This window comes from Corallococcus sicarius, from assembly GCF_003611735.1.
GTDB lineage: Bacteria > Myxococcota > Myxococcia > Myxococcales > Myxococcaceae > Corallococcus > Corallococcus sicarius.
The window spans coordinates 1-17,021 of sequence record NZ_RAWG01000209.1 but is presented as its reverse complement, the minus strand read 5'-3'; the positions used below and the strand labels follow the sequence as shown (position 1 = coordinate 17,021).

Here is a 17,021-nt window from a genome sequence, read left to right as displayed (position 1 = left end):
ATACAGGGGGAGGGGAGGTGGGCCCCTTCGACGGCCCGGACGATGTGCTCGGCGGCCGCGTCCACCTGCTCCTCGGTGGTGAAGCGGCCCAGGCCCAGGCGGAGGCTGGCGTTGGCCAGGTCCTCGGACACGCCCAGGGCGAGCAGCACGTGGCTGGGGTGGAGGCTGGTGGACATGCAGGCGGAGCCCGTGGAGAAGGCCACGTGGTGCTGGAGCCGCTCGATGAGCACCTCTCCGTCCACGTCCTCGAACCCCAGATGGAGGTTGCCGGCCAGCCGGTGGTCCAGGCTGCCGGTGACGTGGAGGCCGGAGATTCGTTCGCGCAGGGACGTGAGCAGCCGGGTGCGCAGCCGGAGCAGGCGCGCCCCCTCCGCGTGCATCTCCGCTCCCGCGATTTCGCACGCGCGGCCGAGCGCGGCGAGCTGGTGCACGGGGAGCGTCCCCGCCCGCAGGCCCCCCTCCTGGCCTCCGCCGAGCAGCAAGGGTGCCAGCCGTCCGTGCGCGGCACGGGGGCCCACGTACAGCGCGCCAATCCCCTTGGGGGCGTAGACCTTGTGGCCGGACAGGGAGAGCAGGTCCACGCCGAGGGCGCGCGCGTCCAGGGGGAGCTTGCCGAACGTCTGCGCGGCATCCGTGTGGAACAGGGCGCCGTGTTCTCGGCACACCTGGCCGATGCCCGCCACGTCGTTGATGACGCCGGTCTCGTTGTTGGCGTGCATGACGCTGACCAGGACGGTGTGCGGCCGGAGCGCGGCCCGCACGTGTTCGGCGAGGACGCGCCCGTCGGAAGGGACGCGCAGGACCGTCACCTCACAGCCCTGCCGCTCCAGCCAGCGCGCGGGCTCCAGCACCGACTTGTGCTCGATGGCGGTGGTCACCACGTGCCGGCGGGGCTGACGGCACGCCTGCAGGATGCCCAGCAGCGCCAGGTTGTTGCTCTCCGTGGCGCCGCTGGTGAAGACCACCTCGTCGGGCTCGGCGCCCAGCAGGGCCGCGACGCGGGCCCGCGCCTCGTCCACCGCGCGCTCCGCCTCCCAGCCATAGGCATGCAGGCGGCTTCCCGGATTGCCGAACTGCTCCTCCAGGTACGGGAGCATGGCCCGGGCGACCCGGGGATCGCAGGGCGTCGTCGCGTGGTGGTCCAGGTAGATGGGCCCGGGCGGGCGGACGCTGTTCACCCCCGTGCCGGGTGGCGTGTGCACGTCCGTGGCCATGAGCTGGGCTGAAGCCCTGCGTGACTCCATGGTGGATTCCCCCGAGGTGCGGCTTGCAATGGCAAATGCAAGCCCGAGCGCCTGTCAGGGTATACCGGACTGGAGTTGAAATGACAAAGCACCCGGATTGTCGGGTCGTGTCAATGATTGCCACCGCGATGCGGCACGGCTGGTTTCAGCTCGGGCGCGGGGTGTAATTTTTGAGAGGTGTTGCGTGGTGCCTGCGTCGGGCAACGCAGTGGGCCATCTCCTGCAGGCACCGGGGCGGGGCCCTCCGGGAGGATTTCCCGGGGGCCCACGTCCCCTTGCAGCGCGGAGGGACGGCTTCAGTAGATGCGGAAGTCGTAGGTGGGCGGGCCCTGCTGGTACACGTTGTGCGCGGTGTCGTTCAGGTTGCGGATCCGGATGAAGTACGCGGAGTTCGCGGGGACGCTGAGCGAGACGCGGGAGGCCAGACAGGCCGGGTTGTACCAGACGGAGCAGACGTCATCGTTGGCGGCGACGAGCGCTCCGGGGCCTCCGTTGACATAGGTAAACACCTCCAGGTACGTGTTGGCGCCGCTCTGGACGTTGTAGGTCTCGAACGTCGCCGTCATCGCGCCGCCGAAGTACACGGCGAGCCAATCCACATCCCCCAGCTCGTGGAAGTTGAAGCCCGTCAGGGGATGGCCCGGGTAGGCGGTGAACTGGGACGCCGTGTCGTTGTTCTCGTAGGCGTCGGGCGGGGGCAGGTGGCAGTACGGCGAGGGCGGGCTGAAGCCGTCCGGCGCGCAGTACCCGGCCGAACAGATGCAGCTGCTCCGGCAATCCGCGCCCGTGCTGCACTCCCTCCGGGGCGGCGTACCGCAGTCCGGGTGCGTGGGGCCGAAACCATCCGGCACGCACTGGTTCGCCTGGCACGCACAGCCCGAGTCACAGTCGTTCTCGCCGGCACAGTAACGGTACGTCAACGCCGACTCCGTCACGGCCACCGCATCGGTCGGGGCCGTGTCGGGCTCCAGGGGCGCCGTGTCACCGCAGGCCACGGACAGCAGGGCCAGTCCAAGTCCAACCACGAGAGGGTTCAGTCGAATCCGCATTCGCACGCATCCTTTGGGTGGGGAGGATTCGCGCTGGGAGGGGCACACGGCTCTGGCTTGAGCTTCCACATCACGTCCCCTCCCAACGTGAAATCATAAATGACTTAACGTGCGAGACGTGGAAACTCAAACTAAATTGTTATTGCTGGATTGCTTGAGAATTATGCCCAGGCAGGAGCGGGGCGGTGCCGAGGGGCAGCCCGTAGAGATTGCCGGCATTGGTGCGCATCACCATCGTCGCGAGCTCCTCGGCGCGGGTGCGGTTCACCTCTCCGGCGCGGAGCATTCCGCCCAGGGCGAGCGCCAGCGCGGTTCGCGTCTGGGTCGTTCCCAGCCAGGCGGTCAGCTCCCAGCCGACGTCCGGCCCGAAGGTCGCGGCGTCGGTCCCGAAGAGCACCTTGTCGGGGAACTGGCGCAACCAGTCCCGCAGGATGTCAGCCAGTGTTTCGGGCGTGTAGACCAGGGCCATCGCTGACGTGTCCACGTACACGTGGGGCTTCCACAGCATGGCGCGCGCATGCGCGGCGTGGACGCCGCCACCGTGCACGAGGACGAAGCGAGTGTCGCGCAGCGTCGGGTCATTGAACGTCGGCTCCAGGAGGAGCGGGTCGGCCCCGGCGGTCTCGTAGAACGCGCCCGGTCCCTCGAAGGAGTGGATGTGGACCACCATCCCCAGGCGGCCCGCCTCGCGCGCGATCTCCCGGAACAGGAAGTCCTGGAGCGCCTTGTAGTCGGCACGGGTCGGCTCGCCACCGCGGACATGGCGCGCGTACACGGCGGCGGCGGTTCCCGCGGGGACGTCGGCGAAGTCCAGCGAGCGCAGCAGGGCCGCCTCGAACTTCACCGCGACGCAGCCAGCCCGCTGCTGGCGCTCCAGCGTGGGACGCACCACGGTCCCCAGGTAATCCTCCAGCGTCGCCGGCAGCGCTTCGACCCCCAGTTCCGTCAGGTAGCGCCGTAAGAGGGCTGCCTCCGACGGGTACAGCTTGAGGCGGTCCGGTGTCACGGCGGCCTCCAACCGCGTGGAGAGTGGCAGCATCAGTGCATCCACGAAGGACACCCAGCGGAAGCGCGGAGGGGCAAGGCCCGGTCCCATCGCCACCCGGTTCGCGAGCATCACCTCCGTGCCGATGCGGTCCAGCACCCACTCGGGAAACCTGCTGCCGTGCTGAAGGGCGACCTGCCGCAGGGTGGCCCGCAGCTCGGGCCCATGCGCTTCGCTCAGCTCCTCGTGAGGGAAGCCATAGAGCGCGCGATAGGCGGCCAGCCAGCCATGGCTCCCCGGCTGCAGCGTCACGGGGAGCGGAAAATCCCCCAGCGCCTCCAAAGGCAGCGCGTCGTACTCCCTGTCGTCAGGCACGACCGTGTTCACATGGGTGTGGTTGTCGACGGCCCGGATTCCATTGATGAATTCGCGCAGCTCCGCTGTGCTTGTCTCCCGTGTCATCACGCCCTCCTGCCCGCGCTGTCACCCCGGCGGTGGCCGGGGGGCCGTTCACCTTGCGCCGCATGTTCATCATGGCCATGGCCACCGGCTCCGCCATGCACGCGCGAACCCCCGCCAGCCCGGGGCGCGGCAGGGGCGTGCGCGGCAAGCCCGTGAGCCCCTGACAGGGCTGTCTCCAGCGGCCCCCTGGCGCGCGTGCCAGAACTGGCACGTTCGCTCGGCCGTGCTGACTTCGGGTGACACCCAAGGCCTTGAAGTTCGTGCCCTCCCGGGGCTCCGGACGTCGTGGCACCCCGCTTGAGGTGGGAGGGACTCGCAACCCCAGGAGTCCTCCACCCATGAATCCCCAGCAGCCCTCGAGGACGTCCCCTGTTGTTTCACTCCTCTTGACCGGGGCCGGCTCCAACAATGGCACCCAGGCCCAGGACCAGGTCGACCTGCGCGGGACGCCGTTCTCGGTGGCCCCGGGCCAGTTCTCGCTGTCTACGCCGCGCAACCGTAGCGCGGGCCCTCTGGCGGGGCACCCGGAGGGCTTCCCGGGTGCCTCCGCGTGGCCCTACGGAGCGTCAGGCAGCGTGTACTGGAAGTCGTAGGTGTGCTTGCCGCCTGCTTCGATGAGGATGTTCATGGAGCCGGAGAGCCCCGTGAGCCCGCCCGTCCCGGAGTCCGGCACGACGGTCACGGAGAGCTGCGGCGCTCCTCGCGTCATCGTCCCCGAGTGCTGGAGCGCGAAGGTGCCGCTCCGACCGTGCAGGGTCCCGCTGACGCGCTCCATGGCGACGTACCCCGCGGAGCCCTCCACGGGTGTGCGCACCGCGAGCATCTGCCCCTGGCTCGTGGCCTCCAGGTCGCCGTGGTAGCGCTTGTCGAGCCCCATCCGGCCCGGGGCCGCCTCCACCGCGCCGGCCTCCGGGGCCATGGGGATGAGCTTGACGTCGAAGGGTCCGCTCGCGCGCTTCGTCATGGTCGTTCCTCTGTGGGGTTCAGGAGACCCACAAATATGCGGTTTCCCCTCACGCGGAGGGAAAGAACGCGACGCCAGGGGAGTGGGGGAGCCAAACCCGGGAGAACCCCCCCCTGGCCTCAGTTCCTTGGAAAGCGCACAGAGTTCGCGTTGGCCGGTTTCTCGGCTTGGCGGGGGGAACGGGTCCAGGTCGGTTCAACCCCTCACGGGAGGGTAGAGGTTTACAGCAGCCGTGCTCGTTAGGCTTCTGTTCGGTCTGGCGGGGGGATCTCAAATGAAAACACAGACGTTGAGCACGGGTCGTGTCTTGGTGCGCGTGTGCCTCGGGCTGCTCCTGGGCACGGGAGGCTGCGCAGCAAGCGAGCTGGACGAACCCACTCCCCTGGAGCGAGGCGAGGTCCCCCAGGCGGCCATCATGAGCAACGGCCTGTCCACGAATGGGCTTTCCACGAACGGATTGTCCACCAACGGGCTGTCCACGAATGGGCTGTCCACGAATGGGCTGTCCACCAACGGCCTGTCCACGCTGTTGTTCGCGGCCTGGTTCAACGGCAATGCGTCCGTCGCATACTCCGACATGGTGATGCGGTATGTCGTCGCCTGCGCCCTGCCGTCCGGCCAGACGCGCGTCTGGACCAATCCCGTCACGGGCGTCAGCCACTCCTGGCCGGGCCAGCTGGGGCTCGCCACCGACTGGGCCCAGGGCAACCCCGCCACCGTGGCGGAGCAGCAACGGCTCTCCGCCTGCCTGGCCGCGCACGTCAACAAGTTCGGCGTCGCGGTGTCCATCTCGGTCCGGGGCCGCGATTCGACGGGCGACATCCTCTCCGTGACGACCCGCGAGGACACGGACTACTCGGAGCCGGAGGCCTGCTTCTTCGGCAACCTGTTCAACGGCGAGGGCGTCTTCGCCGGCAATGACCGCGTCCTCAAGAAGGCGGAGAGCACCGCTCGGGCCTGCGGACTCTCCGCTCAGGGGGCCGGCGGGAGCACGGACTGTGCTCCGCTCCAGCACGTGGGCCGGTGCGCCACCGTCTGCACCCGCGACAAGACGCACGGCTTCTGGGCGAGCTGTGTCGTCAACGGCATCACCTACGAGCCCCTCACCACCCGCCTGCGTCCCCAGGACATCTATGAATGCGGGGATGGCACCTGCCAGTTCACCGAGTCGTGCGGTACGGGCGGGACCTACGACAGCTGCGCCTCCGACTGCTCGTCGTGCGGAGCGCCCAGGGCCGATTCCATGCATCCGTGAGTCTGAGTCAGATGATGTCATTGGGGGGAGTCAGAATGAAAACACAGACGTCGTTCCTGGGTCGGGTTGCGGCTGGAATGTGCTTCGGGTTGTTCCTGGGCGCGGGAGGCTGCGTCGGAAGCGAGCTGGAAGAGCCGGTGCCCTTGGAGCAGGGCGAACTCTCGCAGGAGGCCACCACCACCAACGGGCTGTCCACGAATGGGCTGTCCACGAATGGGCTGTCCACCAACGGGCTGTCCACGAACGGGTTGTCCACCAACGGGCTGTCCACCAACGGGCTGTTGGCCAGCTCATTCTCCAGGTGGTTCAACGCCAACGAGTCAACGGCATACTCGGACATGGTGATGAAGTATGTCGTTGCCTGCGCCTTGCCTGCCGGTAGGGCGCGCACCTGGACCAATCCCGTCACGGGCGTCGGCTACTCCTGGCCGGGCATGCTGGGTCTGGCCCCTGCCTGGGCCAATGGCAGCCCCGCCACCGTGGCGGAGCAGCAGGTGGTCTCCGCCTGCCTTGCCGCGCACGTCAACAAGTTCGGGATGTCGGTTTCCATCTCGGTGCGGGGCCGCGATGCGGTGGGCGTCGCCATCCCCGTGGCGTCCCGTGAGGACACCCTCTTCACGGAGCAGGAGGGATGCTTCTTCGGCAACCTGTTCAACGGCGCGGGCATCTTCGTGGGCCACGACAGCCTGCTCAACAGGGCGGAGAGCACCGCCCGGGCCTGCGGGCTCTCGGCGCAGGTTTCCGGCGGGAGCACCGAGTGTCCTCCGCTCTACCACGTCGGTTCGTGCGCCAGTGTCTGCGTCCTCGATGAGACGCGCGCCTTCTGGAAGAATTGTGTCGTCAATGGCGTCTCTTTCGTGCCCCTCACCACCCGCCTGCGTCCCCAGGACATCTACCGGTGCGGAGATGGCACCTGCCAGTTCACCGAGTCGTGCGGTACGGGCGGGACCTACAACAGCTGTGCCTCCGACTGCTCGTCGTGCGGAGCGCGTTCCGCGCCCTGATGCGCGAGGGAATGCGCCCGGCGGGGAGGGGAAGGCGGAGGGCCTGCTCTCCCGCCCGCGTCCCTGTCTGCCGGGAAAGCATTCCTCCCGAGCGGGGTTCATCTTCAGGGATGGCGCGATGAAGTGAGCCCAACCTGCTCGGGAGCCCCTCGATGTTCCATCACAAGGAAACCACTTCGAAGAAGCACCGCGGCGGCAGCATCCAGCCGCAGAAGGCCTTTCCGAAGATCCGCAAGTCGACGCAGGTGGCGGGCAAGCGCATCGGTGGGGCGCTCCGGGCCGAGTTCGCCCGGCAGCAGAAGCGCCGCGACTCCCGCTGACCCGCTTCCGTCACTTCGCCTTCGCCGGCGCGAAGTCGAACGGCTTGTCCTGGGCGATCAACATCACGCACTCGGACTCCGCGGCGCACTTGTTCGCGTGCACCACCTTGCCCGGCTGGTCCCAGGTGCTCCCGGCGTCGACCGGGCCCGCCGGGGTGATGCCTTCAGAGGTGTTCGTCATCCGGCCCTTCACCAGCACGCCATGGTAGTCGGCGGAGTGGGTGTGCGGCCCCGAGTCGAACCCGGCGGGGAACTTCATCAGCAGCCCGTACGGGCCCTTCTTCATGTCGCCCCAGAGGACGTGCACCGACGGCCCGCCCGGCATCATCTCCGTCCAGGTGAGCTTGTCATAGGCGGTCTGCTGGAACGCGGCCGCTTCCGACTTGCCCTTGGCGGCGGCGAAGGAGAAGGCGGAGACGACGACGAGGGCGGCGGTGAGCTTGGAGAAGGTCTTCACGGTGGGGACTCCTGGGTGGAAGAGACGCCCCGGAAGATGACGTCAGGAAGGGTCTGCGAAAATGCCCGTTTGCGCAGGGCACCTCTGCGAGAATGCAGACCATGCCCCAATGGAGCGACCTGCAGCACTTCCTGGCCATCGCGAGGGGCGGGAGCCTCTCCGCGGCCGCTCGCACGCTGAAGGTCGACCAGACCACCGTGGGCCGGCGCCTGAACGTGCTGGAGCGGGAGCTGGGGGCGCGCCTCTTCGACCGGACGCCCTCGGGCTTCCGTCCCACCGCCGTGGCCCTGCGCATCCTCCCCGCCGCGGAGGCGGTGGAGGCGGAGGCCCTGCGGGTGGAGCGGCTGGCCAGCGGCGAGGACCTGCGCCCCTCCGGGCCGGTGACGGTCACCGCGACGGACTCGTTCCTCGTCTACAACGTGCTGCCGTGGCTGGCCGGCTTCCGGGAGCGGCATCCGGAGATAGAGCTCCACCTGCTCGCAGGCTACGAGGCCCTGTCGCTCGTGCGGCGCGAAGCGGACGTGGCCATCCGGCTGATGCGCCCCCAGGAGCCCTCCCTGCGGGCCCGGAAGGTGGCGGCCATTGGCATCGTGCCCTTCGCCTCCCAGGACTACCTCGCCCGCATGGGGCCGGTGCGCTTCGACGCGGGGCTCCAGGGGCACACCGTGGTGGGGTACGCGCAGGACTCGCGGCGCTGGCCTGAATCCAAGTGGCTGGACGTGCACGCGGCGCGCGCCACCGTGGCGGTGCGGCTGACGTCCATCCTCGGGCTCCTCCAGGCCGCGCGCGAGGGCCTGGGCGTGACGCTGCTGCCGGCGTCCTTCGGCCACCACTACCCGGAGCTCGTGCCCCTGCGCGACGTCCTGCCCGAACTGGAGCGGACCGTGTGGCTGGTGTTCCACGAGGACCTGGCCAACAACGCGCGGGTGCGCGCGGTGGTGGACTTCCTGGCGGAGACCATTGGCGCCCAGGGCGAGCGGCTCGCGAAGGCGCCCGCGCGTCCACGGCGGGCCCGCGCCAGGAAGCCCGCCCGAAGCGCGCGGTGAGGGGCTGCCACCCCCGCGCGCTTCCCTGCGCTCACGGGGTCCCGAACCGCCTGCCCTTGACGAACTCCAGGCCCAGCAGGTTTCCGCGCTGGTGGATGGGATCCAACAGGACCTTCTGGATGCGCCAGCCCTCGGCGGCCGTCTTCACCACGTCGTGGGTGTAGCGCCCCACCAGCGTCCACTCCTGGGGGACGCCGTCCAGCTTGAAGAAGTGGGACACCTCCGCGTAGGCCATCACCGTCGCATGGATGCCGCTGGTGAACTCGGTGCGCACCGTGTTGGCGGTGGAGTGCTGCACCCGCGTGAAGCACTCCAGGGCCGTGTCCCCGAACTTCGCCAGCACCGCGCGCGGCTGCGTGGAGGGCGGCACGCCCATGAAGCGCGAGTAGTCCGACGTCACCTCCGGCGCGAACACGCGCTCCCAGCGGCTCCAGTCGCCCGTGTCCTTGCCGTGGTCGATGGCCTGCCCGTACTCGGCCACCAGCTCCTGGATGGCAATCCAATCCAGCGTGTACTCCAGGTTCTTCTCTCGCATCGCCGTCTGCCTTTCTCGAAGGGGGGCGGCGCGAAGGTTCCACTGTTCGGGCTCCGCGGGCAATCCCGCGTCCCCCGGCCTTGAGCAGGCTTTCGGCCCCTACAGCGCGGGCACCGGCCAGCCCCGTGGGTAGACGAGGTAGGCGGTGCCTCCGGAGCGAGACAGCCACAGCGGCTCCAACTCCGAGCGCAAGTAGGTGCGCCGCACGGCGGTGTCGCTGGCGCCCGCGGGGTCGTTCACCACGGGGTTGCCCACCGCGTCGAAGCCCGAGAGCACGAGGAGGTGGCCCGCGGTGGAGGGGATGGGTGCGCCGGTCAGCTCGCCCTTGCCCCACGCGACGCTGAGGATGACGGGCACTCCGGCGGAGAGCCACGGCTCCAACTGGGCGAAGCTCGTGAAGCGCGCCACGTGGGCCTGGAAGCCCTGGCCCGCCGCGTACGCCGTGTTGAAGGGCCAGTTGCCGGTTCCGCCGTAAAACCAGTCATGGACGCCCGCGACGGCCGCGCGCACGTTCGTCTCGCAGCCCCGCGTGTCCGCCGTCCAGTACTGGAGCACCATCGCCGTGGACGTGGGGCTGCACCAGACCTCGCCGCCGTCCGGGTACACCATCTGCGAACACCGGGGCACCGCGAGCACCTGGTTCCAGCGGGCCGGGTTGCCCGGGGGCACGGTGGGCCGGGTCTCCGGTGAGGTGGAGGTGGTGAGCGCGCTGGCGTGCAGGCCCGGCGTGGCCACGCCGTTCGCGCTGAACAGCCGCGCCTTCACCTGCCACGCGGTCGCGGCGCTCTTCTTCGCGGTGACGACCAGCGTGTCGATGGACACCCTCGCCACGGTGTCCGCCTGCGAGTCCGCGGAGTGGCGCTGCACCGTGGACGCGTCCGAAGCCCAGACGCCCAGGCTGAACCACTTCGTCCAGGTGCCACCCACCTGCACGCGCACGAGCGTCTCCACCCAGGTGCCCGGGGGCGTGGTGGCCTCCCAGGAGGCAATGGCTTCACGGAAGCCGAACGCGCTGGACACGATGGGGCTGGTGGCCTCGCCCTGGAAGAAGGAGCCGCCGTTGTAATAGGTGCCGCCGTAGTAGCCGCCCGGCCCGTAGGGGTCGGTGCCGGACCAGGACTGTCCCGGCAGCAGCTGGAGCGAGCCATCCGCCGCGCGGGCCACGCCACTGAGCTGCCAGGTGAGGAAGTCACCCCGGCTCGCCGCCCAGCGGGTGGAGGCGCTCTGGCCCGCCGTGGCCAGCGCGGGTGCGAGCGCGAGGGTGATGAGCAGCGCGAGTACGGCCGACCTGGACTTCGTCATGGAGCGAGCCTCCCGGGGATGCGAGTGCTCGCCACTCCAGCAGCTCTCGCGGAGGATGCCTCCCCGCGGAGCTGGACGAGTAGGCGGCACTGAACATCTTCCGCCCGGGGGCGTGTTCTCGCGGAGCGGAGCGGCGTTGGGGTAGGGTGCGCGCCCGATGTCGCTTCCCCTGGTCCACATCTACTGTGACGGCGCGTGCTCACCGAACCCTGGCCTGGGCGGCTGGGGGGCCATCCTCATCGCTCCCGAGCGGAAGGACTACCGCAAGGAGCTCCAGGGGTCGGAGCCGGACTCCACCAACAACCGGATGGAGCTGACCGCGGCGCTCGTGGCCTTGAAGGCCCTGAAGATGCCGTGTCGCGTCCAGGTGTTCACCGACTCCAAGTACGTGTGCAACGCCTTCGAGGCGAAGTGGCTGGACAAGTGGCAGAGCAATGGCTGGCGCACGTCCGACAAGAAGGCCGTGTCCAACGCCGACCTGTGGCGCGAGCTGCTGGAGGCCGTGAGCGCCCACCAGGTGTCCTGGCACTGGGTGCGCGGCCACTCGGATGACGTGGAGAACAACCGCGCGGATGCCCTGGCGGTGGCCGCCCGGCTGGAGCTGGCGGCACGACTCGGCCGGTAGTGGTGGGAACGGTACGGCCCGCGTCAGCTCGCTGGCAGTTGCGCCCGTGACGGGGTCCCTAGCTTAGGGAACACCCTCACGGGAGAAGTCAGTCATGAGACGGGTTCATCCGGGATGGCATCGCCATTCCCTCTATTGCATCCTTCCGCCCTACGTCGTCCGGACCATTGCCCAGAACGGCTCCCCCGCCCAGCGCGCCGCGGCGCTGCGGACGATGGCCGTGGACAACACGTTCCGGGCCCTGCGGCTCACCTCGGCCGTGGGTGCCCAGCGGGTCCCCACCCGTCGCATCGGCGGGATGATGGCGGAGTCGCAGCGGCAGCGCTTCATCTACAACATGGGGGGCCAGGAGGGCTTCCCTGGCACGCTGGCCCGGTCCGAGGGGCAGGGCGCCACGGGCGATGTCGCCGTCGACGAGGCCTACGATGGGTTGGGCGCCACCTATGACTTCTTCTGGGAGGTCTTCGGGCGCGACTCCCTCGACGACGGCGGAATGCCGCTCAACGCCCACGTCCACTACGGCATGAATTACAACAACGCCTTCTGGGATGGGCAGCGCATGGTGTTCGGGGACGGGGACGGAGACATCTTCAACCGCTTCACCATCGCCATGGACATCATCGGGCACGAGCTGTCGCACGGGATGACGGAGGACGAGGGACCGCTGATGTACTTCCGCCAGGCGGGAGCGCTCAACGAGTCCATCTCCGACATCTTCGGCTCGCTCGTGAAACAGAAGTTCCTCAACCAGACGGCGGACCAGGCCGACTGGCTCATTGGAGCGGGGCTCCTGGCGGACGGCGTCCAGGGCAAGGCGCTGCGCTCCATGAAGGACCCGGGCACGGCCTACGACGACCCGGTGCTGGGCAAGGATCCGCAGCCCGCGCACATGCGCGACTTCGTCAGGACGTGGGAGGACAACGGCGGGGTGCACATCAATTCCAGCATCCCCAACCGGGCCTTCTACCTGGCGTCCCTCAAGCTCGGGGGCTGCGCGTGGGAGAAGGCCGGCCGCATCTGGTACGAGGCGCTGCGCGACATGCGGCTGCGTCCCGACTGCGGCTTCGCCCGGTTCGCGCGCATCACGTCGCTGTGCGCCTCCCGGCTCTACGGCGAGGGCGGGACCGAGGAAGCCGCCGTCGTCGACGCCTGGGGGGAGGTGGGCATCAAGGTCACCCGCGAGAAGATCTCCGTGGCCCGCGTCCCGACGTTGAAGGTCCCGGCGGTGCAGCCGTCGGGCAGGCCGAGCGCCTGAACCCACAGGGGCCCCCTCGCGGGGCCCGATGGAGCGTGTGATGCGCATCGAGCTCAAGCGGGAGGGAGGGATCGCCTTCCTTCCCGGCCTCAACAGGCCCCGCACGTTTGAACTGGGGGACCTGCCCCCCGCGCAGGCGGAGGCCATCACCCGGAGCGTGCACGCGGCCTCGTTCTTCCAGCAGCCCTCCGTCGTGGGGACTGCGTCGAAGGGCGCCGCGGACCAGACCCGCTACACGCTCACCGTTGAAGTGGGAGGAGAGGGAGCAGAGGGAGGGCGCCGTCACACCGTCCAACTGCTGGAGCCCGTGCAGGATCCGCACCTGCACGCGCTCCTGGAGTTGCTCAAGCAGGCGGAGCGGGACCTGCGCCGCGAGGCGGCCCGGCCTCATGGATAGACGGGGCCGCCGACAGCGTCACCGGTTCACGTTGCTGTTGTACAGGTTGCCACCGCCGGTGCGGACATCGCCCTGCGCGGTGGTGCCCGTCGCCGCGCTGGTGGCGTAGACGACGTAGCCCGGGGAGTCGTCCAGGTCGACGATGTTGCCAGAGAAGGCGTTGTCCTCACCTGTCGCGTAGCCGGTGCCGTGGGTGCGGACCTGGAAGGCATCCAGGACCTTGGGGTTGCCCTGACGGAAGCCCTGGTTGTTGCGCACGACGGTGTTGACGCCCTTGACGTCCACGAAGCTGTCCGCGCTGTTCTCGCCGGAGATGCCCGCGCCGTTGAAGGTGCAGCCCTCCACCAGCGTCCCGTCCGCGCCCTCCTTGATGTCGAGGTGCTCCGCGGTGATGCCCCCGTCGAACACCGTGGTGCGGATGACATTGCCAATGACGACGTGCTCGTACGGGCTGCTGACGTCGGAGCCGACGTAGGCGCCCTCGCCGTACTGCGGCTGATACCTGCCCGTGTTGTGGATCCGCGACGCCTCGAGCGTGTTGTAGGAGCTGCCATCCCGGAAGTGGACGGCCTCGTCCCCCACGGTGTGGACCTCCAGGCCGCGCAGGAGGTTGTGATTGCCATTGTCGACCATGATGCCCTTCTGCGCCCGGGTGACGCGCAGGTCGAGGACCTGCCAGTGGTCGCCCGTCAGGTGCAGGCCGTAGGAGCCATCGTTGACCGCGGTGCCGGTGAGGGTGGCGGGGTTCGCGGGGTCACAGCTCTTCAGGATGATGGGGCTTGAGGCCGTGCCGCTCTTGCCGGAGTAGAAGAGCCCCTGACCGCCGGGGTCGCCGCTGGTGCCCCGGTTGCCCGTGTACGTGCCCGGCGCGAGGAGGAGGAGGGCGCCCGGCGCCGCGTTCTTCAGGGCCGTCTGGATGCTGGCCGTGGACGTCAGCGCATTCGTGCACGACGTGCCGCCCCCGCTGGAGGTCGTCGCGGTGACGGTGGCGCTGTTGCCGGAGCTGTTGCCCGCCGCGTCCTGGGCCCGGACGAAGTAGCTGTAGCTCGTGGACGCGGCGAGGCCGGTGTCGCTCGTCGAGGTGCCGCTGACGTTCTTCAGGAACACGTTGTTCCGGTAGAGCGCATAGCCGGTGACGCCCACGTTGTCGGAGGCCGCGCTCCAGCCCAGGTTGACCTGGCTGCTGGAGACGGCGGTGGCCGTCAGGTTCGCGGGCACCGACGGCGCCTGGGTGTCTCCCGTGCTTCCGCCGCTCGTGACCTCCAGGCGCGGCGGGTTCGCGCTGCCCTCGCTGCTCACCAGCGTGGTGTATTTGCCGACGGTCTCCTGCAACACGAAGGACACCGTGCCGTCGCCCGCCGCCTGCGCGTTCACGTAGGCCGTGACGTCGATGACGGCGTCCTGGGCCACCGTGGTGAGCGCGACGCCTCCCACGAGGCTGCCCGGCGCCGGCTTGTTGCTCCAGGTGAGGGCCGCCTCCGTCCAGGCATCCGTCGTCTGGAAGGCCTGCAGCGTCGTGGCCGCGGACGCGCTCCCATGGACGCGCAGCTTCGCGCTGGTGACGCCGCTGAGGCCCGTGAGCGTGAACTTCAGATAGGCATACCGGCTCGCGCCCGCGTCGTTCTTCACGAACAGCGAGGCGTTTGAACCGTAGTTGGACGCAGCGTTCGTCTCATGGACATACGCGTCCTCCGTGGCCGTCAGGGTCGTGAGCCCCTGCTGCTGCGTGCCCGGGGCCTCGGACTCCTCTGCCCGCTCCACGCCGCAGCCCGTGAGCGCCAGGGCCAGCCCCGCGAGCCCCAGCCACCGTCCGCCGCGCAGCCCGTTCCTCTCCTGCTGATTCGTACGCATGCCGCTCCATTCCATTCTCCGTGTGAAAACAGCTTAAGCTGGGAGAACAGGGGGCGACACATGCGACTCGATATCTTCTCGGAGATGCAGCACCCGAAGGAACACTGGACCGGCCCGGACCATGAGCACCGGCTGATTCAGGAGACGCTGGAGCAGGCGCGGCTGGCGGACGCGCTGGGGTACGGCGTCTGGTGGCAGGTGGAGCACCACGCCGCGGTGGAGTTCAGCTACAGCTCGGCGCCGGAGATCATGCTCACGGCGATCGCGACGAGCACGAAGAACCTCCACGTGGGCCACTCGTCCGTGCTGGCGCCGACGCGCTTCAACCACCCCATCCGCATCGCGGAGCGCTCGGCCTTCATCGACCACCTGAGCGGGGGCCGCTTCCAGCTGGGGCTCGCGCGCAGCACCATCCCGGAGTGGCGCACCTTCAACATCGAGGCGGACTCCACGCGCGGACAGATGCAGCAGGCCTTCGAGCTGCTTCCGAAGCTGTGGACCCAGGACTCCGTCTCCTGGGACAGCAAGGACATCCAGCTCAAGAACGTCAGCGTCATCCCGAAGCCCTACCGCAAGCCGCACCCGCCCCTGTGGCAGGCGTGCTCCAGCCCGGCGTCGTTCGAGCAGGCGGGGCGCAACGGCGTGGGCGCGCTCGGGGTGACGCTCTGGGCTTCTCCGGAGGAGGTCGCGGAGATGATCCACATCTACCGCGAGGCGCTGCGGACCCGCTGCGAGCCGGTGGGCCAGTTCGTCAACGACCAGGTCGCCTTCTTCACCTTCGTCCACTGCGCGGACACCGAGCGCGAGGCGATGGAGAACGGCGCCGCGAAGGCCGCCGCCTGGTACACGAGCGGCTCCTTCACCTTCTTCGAAGCGAAGGACGCCTTCGTCAAGACGGCCGCGGAGCTGGAGGCCCTGGCGAAGGACCCCGCGGGCGGCGGGCTGACGGGCCAGTACCTGCGCAAGAAGGACCCGAACGCGCTGCCGTCCCAGGCGCAGCGGCTCCTGGGCCGCATCATGGGCGGCGAGGAGGTGCCGGATGAACAGGTGTGGGAGGTCCTGAGCGGCCAGGACTCGCTCATCGTCGGGACGCAGGACCAGGTGCGCAAGGGGCTCAAGCGCTACGAGGCCCTGGGCATCGACGCGCTCATGTCCTTCCACCAGGTGGGCGCGCTGACGCACGAGAAGGTCATGAAGAGCATCCGCCTCACGGGGCAGCTCATCCCGGAGTTCAAGACGCCGGCGCCGCCTTGACAGGGCGCCGGCCCCTGGCGGACGTCACCAGCGTCCGAGCGTGCCGACGAGGTGGCCCGTCTCCGCCTCGAACACGTCCATCCAGCTGAAGTGCGGCACGTAGACGCGGCCGGCGTGGGCCCAGATGGAGCCGGGGTCGGTGGCCTCCTTGGAGCGCGGAATGGGCACGTCCCAGCGCACGGCCCCGGTGCGCGCGTCGCGCCGGATGAGGTGGAAGCCGCCCGGCTGCTCCAGCTCATAGGCGATGAACACGGCGTCGCCGTCCAGCTCGACGATGCGCGGGGCCGTGTCCCTCAGGTGGGTGGGGTCCATGTCGGCGACGTTGCCGTGCCACAGGGGCTTGCGGTTGCCCTTCTCGAACACCGCCACCAGGGGCACGGTCGTCCCCGGCCAGCGGGTGCCCGTCACCACGATGAAGTCTTCCCTGCGGAAGATGAACGTCGAGGAGAAGCCGCGGATGTCGGAGGGCGGGTAGGCGGAGCGCACGCAGCTCGTGGCGAGCTCGGGCGGCCGGCCCATCTCACACGTCTCTGGGCTCAGCGGCGGCGTCGCGCAGCGGGGAGGCGCCTTGCGTGCGGGCCGCGCGGTGCCCGTGCGCGTGTCCAGCATCAGGTGCTGCTCGTCCACCACTTCAATCCAGACCGAATCGGTGTCGCCAGGGGGACGGCAGAGCCGCTTCGGCGCGTCCGACAGGGGCACGCTGCCCAGCGGCTTGCCGGTCTCCGCTTCGAGCAGGGTCACCGTCCTGGGGCCGCTCATCACCAGCTTGCCGCCCTGGGCGATGACCTTCGTCGTCGTGGACGCATCCGGACCTTCGGTGGGCGGGGTCTCCCAGAGCATCGCCAGCGTCTTGCCGTCGAACGCGGCCACCCGCTCCTCCGGCTTGGAGCTGGCGAAGCGGCGGATGTGGCCAATGAGGTCGTCCGTTCCGTCCCCGTTGACGTCCATGAACGCGGGGGCGCTCCGCGCGTTCCACTGGAAGTTCCCTCCGGCCGGAGCAGGGGCGGGCGTGGGTG

Annotated in this window: 18 protein-coding genes; 9 read left to right on the top strand and 9 right to left on the bottom strand. The window is 69.3% G+C overall.

From position 1 onward, the window contains the following. The 3 genes from D7X12_RS27465 to D7X12_RS27455 form a co-directional block, all read right to left on the bottom strand. Positions 1-1,244: cysteine desulfurase family protein (locus D7X12_RS27465; protein WP_147443823.1), on the bottom strand; the 1,244-nt coding region annotated here is incomplete at its 3' end. A gap of 296 nt (positions 1,245-1,540) precedes the next feature. Next, complete coding sequence (locus tag D7X12_RS27460) at positions 1,541-2,293, bottom strand: hypothetical protein (RefSeq protein ID WP_120628231.1); 753 nt, start codon at positions 2,291-2,293, stop codon at positions 1,541-1,543. Between the two features lie 139 nt (positions 2,294-2,432). Then, on the bottom strand, positions 2,433-3,740 hold the full coding sequence (locus D7X12_RS27455) for an amidohydrolase family protein (protein WP_120628230.1): 1,308 nt from the start codon (positions 3,738-3,740) through the stop codon (positions 2,433-2,435). A gap of 338 nt (positions 3,741-4,078) precedes the next feature. On the opposite strand from D7X12_RS27455, the gene D7X12_RS42555 reads away from it, so the two are divergent. Beyond that, positions 4,079-4,333, top strand: coding sequence for a hypothetical protein (locus tag D7X12_RS42555; protein ID WP_147443822.1), 255 nt, complete (start codon positions 4,079-4,081; stop codon positions 4,331-4,333). Here the strand turns inward: D7X12_RS42555 and D7X12_RS27450 are convergent. Beyond that, positions 4,297-4,704 carry a DUF3224 domain-containing protein gene (locus D7X12_RS27450; protein WP_120628229.1) on the bottom strand — a complete coding sequence of 136 codons (408 nt, stop codon included), beginning with the start codon at positions 4,702-4,704 and terminating at the stop codon, positions 4,297-4,299. The genes D7X12_RS42555 and D7X12_RS27450 overlap by 37 nt on opposite strands. 274 nt (positions 4,705-4,978) lie before the next feature. Between D7X12_RS27450 and D7X12_RS27445 the strand changes: the two genes are divergently transcribed. The 3 genes from D7X12_RS27445 to D7X12_RS43045 all read left to right on the top strand — a co-directional run bounded on the left by D7X12_RS27445 (position 4,979) and on the right by D7X12_RS43045 (position 7,283). Further along, the gene (locus tag D7X12_RS27445) at positions 4,979-5,959 is read left to right on the top strand and encodes a hypothetical protein (RefSeq protein WP_120628228.1); all 981 of its coding nucleotides are present in this window, start codon (positions 4,979-4,981) and stop codon (positions 5,957-5,959) included. A gap of 35 nt (positions 5,960-5,994) precedes the next feature. Then, positions 5,995-6,963, top strand: coding sequence for a hypothetical protein (locus tag D7X12_RS27440; RefSeq protein ID WP_158620133.1), 969 nt, complete (start codon positions 5,995-5,997; stop codon positions 6,961-6,963). Positions 6,964-7,115: 152 nt separating this feature from the next. After that, positions 7,116-7,283, top strand: coding sequence for a hypothetical protein (locus D7X12_RS43045; RefSeq protein WP_158620132.1), 168 nt, complete (start codon positions 7,116-7,118; stop codon positions 7,281-7,283). 10 nt (positions 7,284-7,293) lie between these two features. Here the strand turns inward: D7X12_RS43045 and D7X12_RS27435 are convergent, their stop codons facing one another. After that, positions 7,294-7,740, bottom strand: a complete 447-nt coding sequence (locus D7X12_RS27435; RefSeq protein WP_120628226.1) for a DUF4437 domain-containing protein — start codon at positions 7,738-7,740, stop codon at positions 7,294-7,296. Positions 7,741-7,841: 101 nt separating this feature from the next. On the opposite strand from D7X12_RS27435, the gene D7X12_RS27430 reads away from it, so the two are divergent. After that, on the top strand, positions 7,842-8,786 hold the full coding sequence (locus D7X12_RS27430; RefSeq protein ID WP_158620131.1) for a LysR family transcriptional regulator: 945 nt from the start codon (positions 7,842-7,844) through the stop codon (positions 8,784-8,786). A gap of 31 nt (positions 8,787-8,817) precedes the next feature. Here D7X12_RS27430 and D7X12_RS27425 read toward each other — a convergent pair whose 3' ends face one another. Both D7X12_RS27425 and D7X12_RS27420 read right to left on the bottom strand, forming a co-directional pair. Beyond that, positions 8,818-9,321 (bottom strand): nuclear transport factor 2 family protein, encoded by a 504-nt coding sequence (locus tag D7X12_RS27425; protein WP_120628224.1) that lies wholly within the window; start codon positions 9,319-9,321, stop codon positions 8,818-8,820. 99 nt (positions 9,322-9,420) lie between these two features. Next, positions 9,421-10,623, bottom strand: coding sequence for a C39 family peptidase (locus tag D7X12_RS27420; RefSeq protein ID WP_158620130.1), 1,203 nt, complete (start codon positions 10,621-10,623; stop codon positions 9,421-9,423). Positions 10,624-10,780: 157 nt separating this feature from the next. Here D7X12_RS27420 and rnhA point away from each other — a divergent pair, with 157 nt between their 5' ends. From rnhA to D7X12_RS27405, 3 genes are all read left to right on the top strand, one after another. Beyond that, the gene (gene rnhA, locus D7X12_RS27415; protein ID WP_120628233.1) at positions 10,781-11,248 is read left to right on the top strand and encodes a ribonuclease HI; all 468 of its coding nucleotides are present in this window, start codon (positions 10,781-10,783) and stop codon (positions 11,246-11,248) included. A 94-nt stretch (positions 11,249-11,342) separates the two neighbouring features. Beyond that, entirely contained in the window at positions 11,343-12,503 is a 1,161-nt protein-coding gene (locus tag D7X12_RS27410; RefSeq protein WP_120628222.1) for a M4 family metallopeptidase, read from the top strand. A 40-nt stretch (positions 12,504-12,543) separates the two neighbouring features. Then, positions 12,544-12,900, top strand: a complete 357-nt coding sequence (locus D7X12_RS27405) for a protealysin inhibitor emfourin (protein ID WP_120628221.1) — start codon at positions 12,544-12,546, stop codon at positions 12,898-12,900. An 18-nt stretch (positions 12,901-12,918) separates the two neighbouring features. Here D7X12_RS27405 and D7X12_RS27400 read toward each other — a convergent pair whose 3' ends face one another. Continuing rightward, positions 12,919-14,751, bottom strand: coding sequence for a CBM96 family carbohydrate-binding protein (locus tag D7X12_RS27400; protein WP_208719307.1), 1,833 nt, complete (start codon positions 14,749-14,751; stop codon positions 12,919-12,921). Between the two features lie 60 nt (positions 14,752-14,811). Here D7X12_RS27400 and D7X12_RS27395 point away from each other — a divergent pair, with 60 nt between their 5' ends. Further along, the gene (locus D7X12_RS27395; RefSeq protein WP_120628220.1) at positions 14,812-16,005 is read left to right on the top strand and encodes an LLM class flavin-dependent oxidoreductase; all 1,194 of its coding nucleotides are present in this window, start codon (positions 14,812-14,814) and stop codon (positions 16,003-16,005) included. A 24-nt stretch (positions 16,006-16,029) separates the two neighbouring features. Here the strand turns inward: D7X12_RS27395 and D7X12_RS27390 are convergent. Further along, a partial coding sequence (locus D7X12_RS27390; protein ID WP_120628219.1) for a PQQ-binding-like beta-propeller repeat protein occupies positions 16,030-17,021 on the bottom strand: 992 nt, incomplete at its 5' end.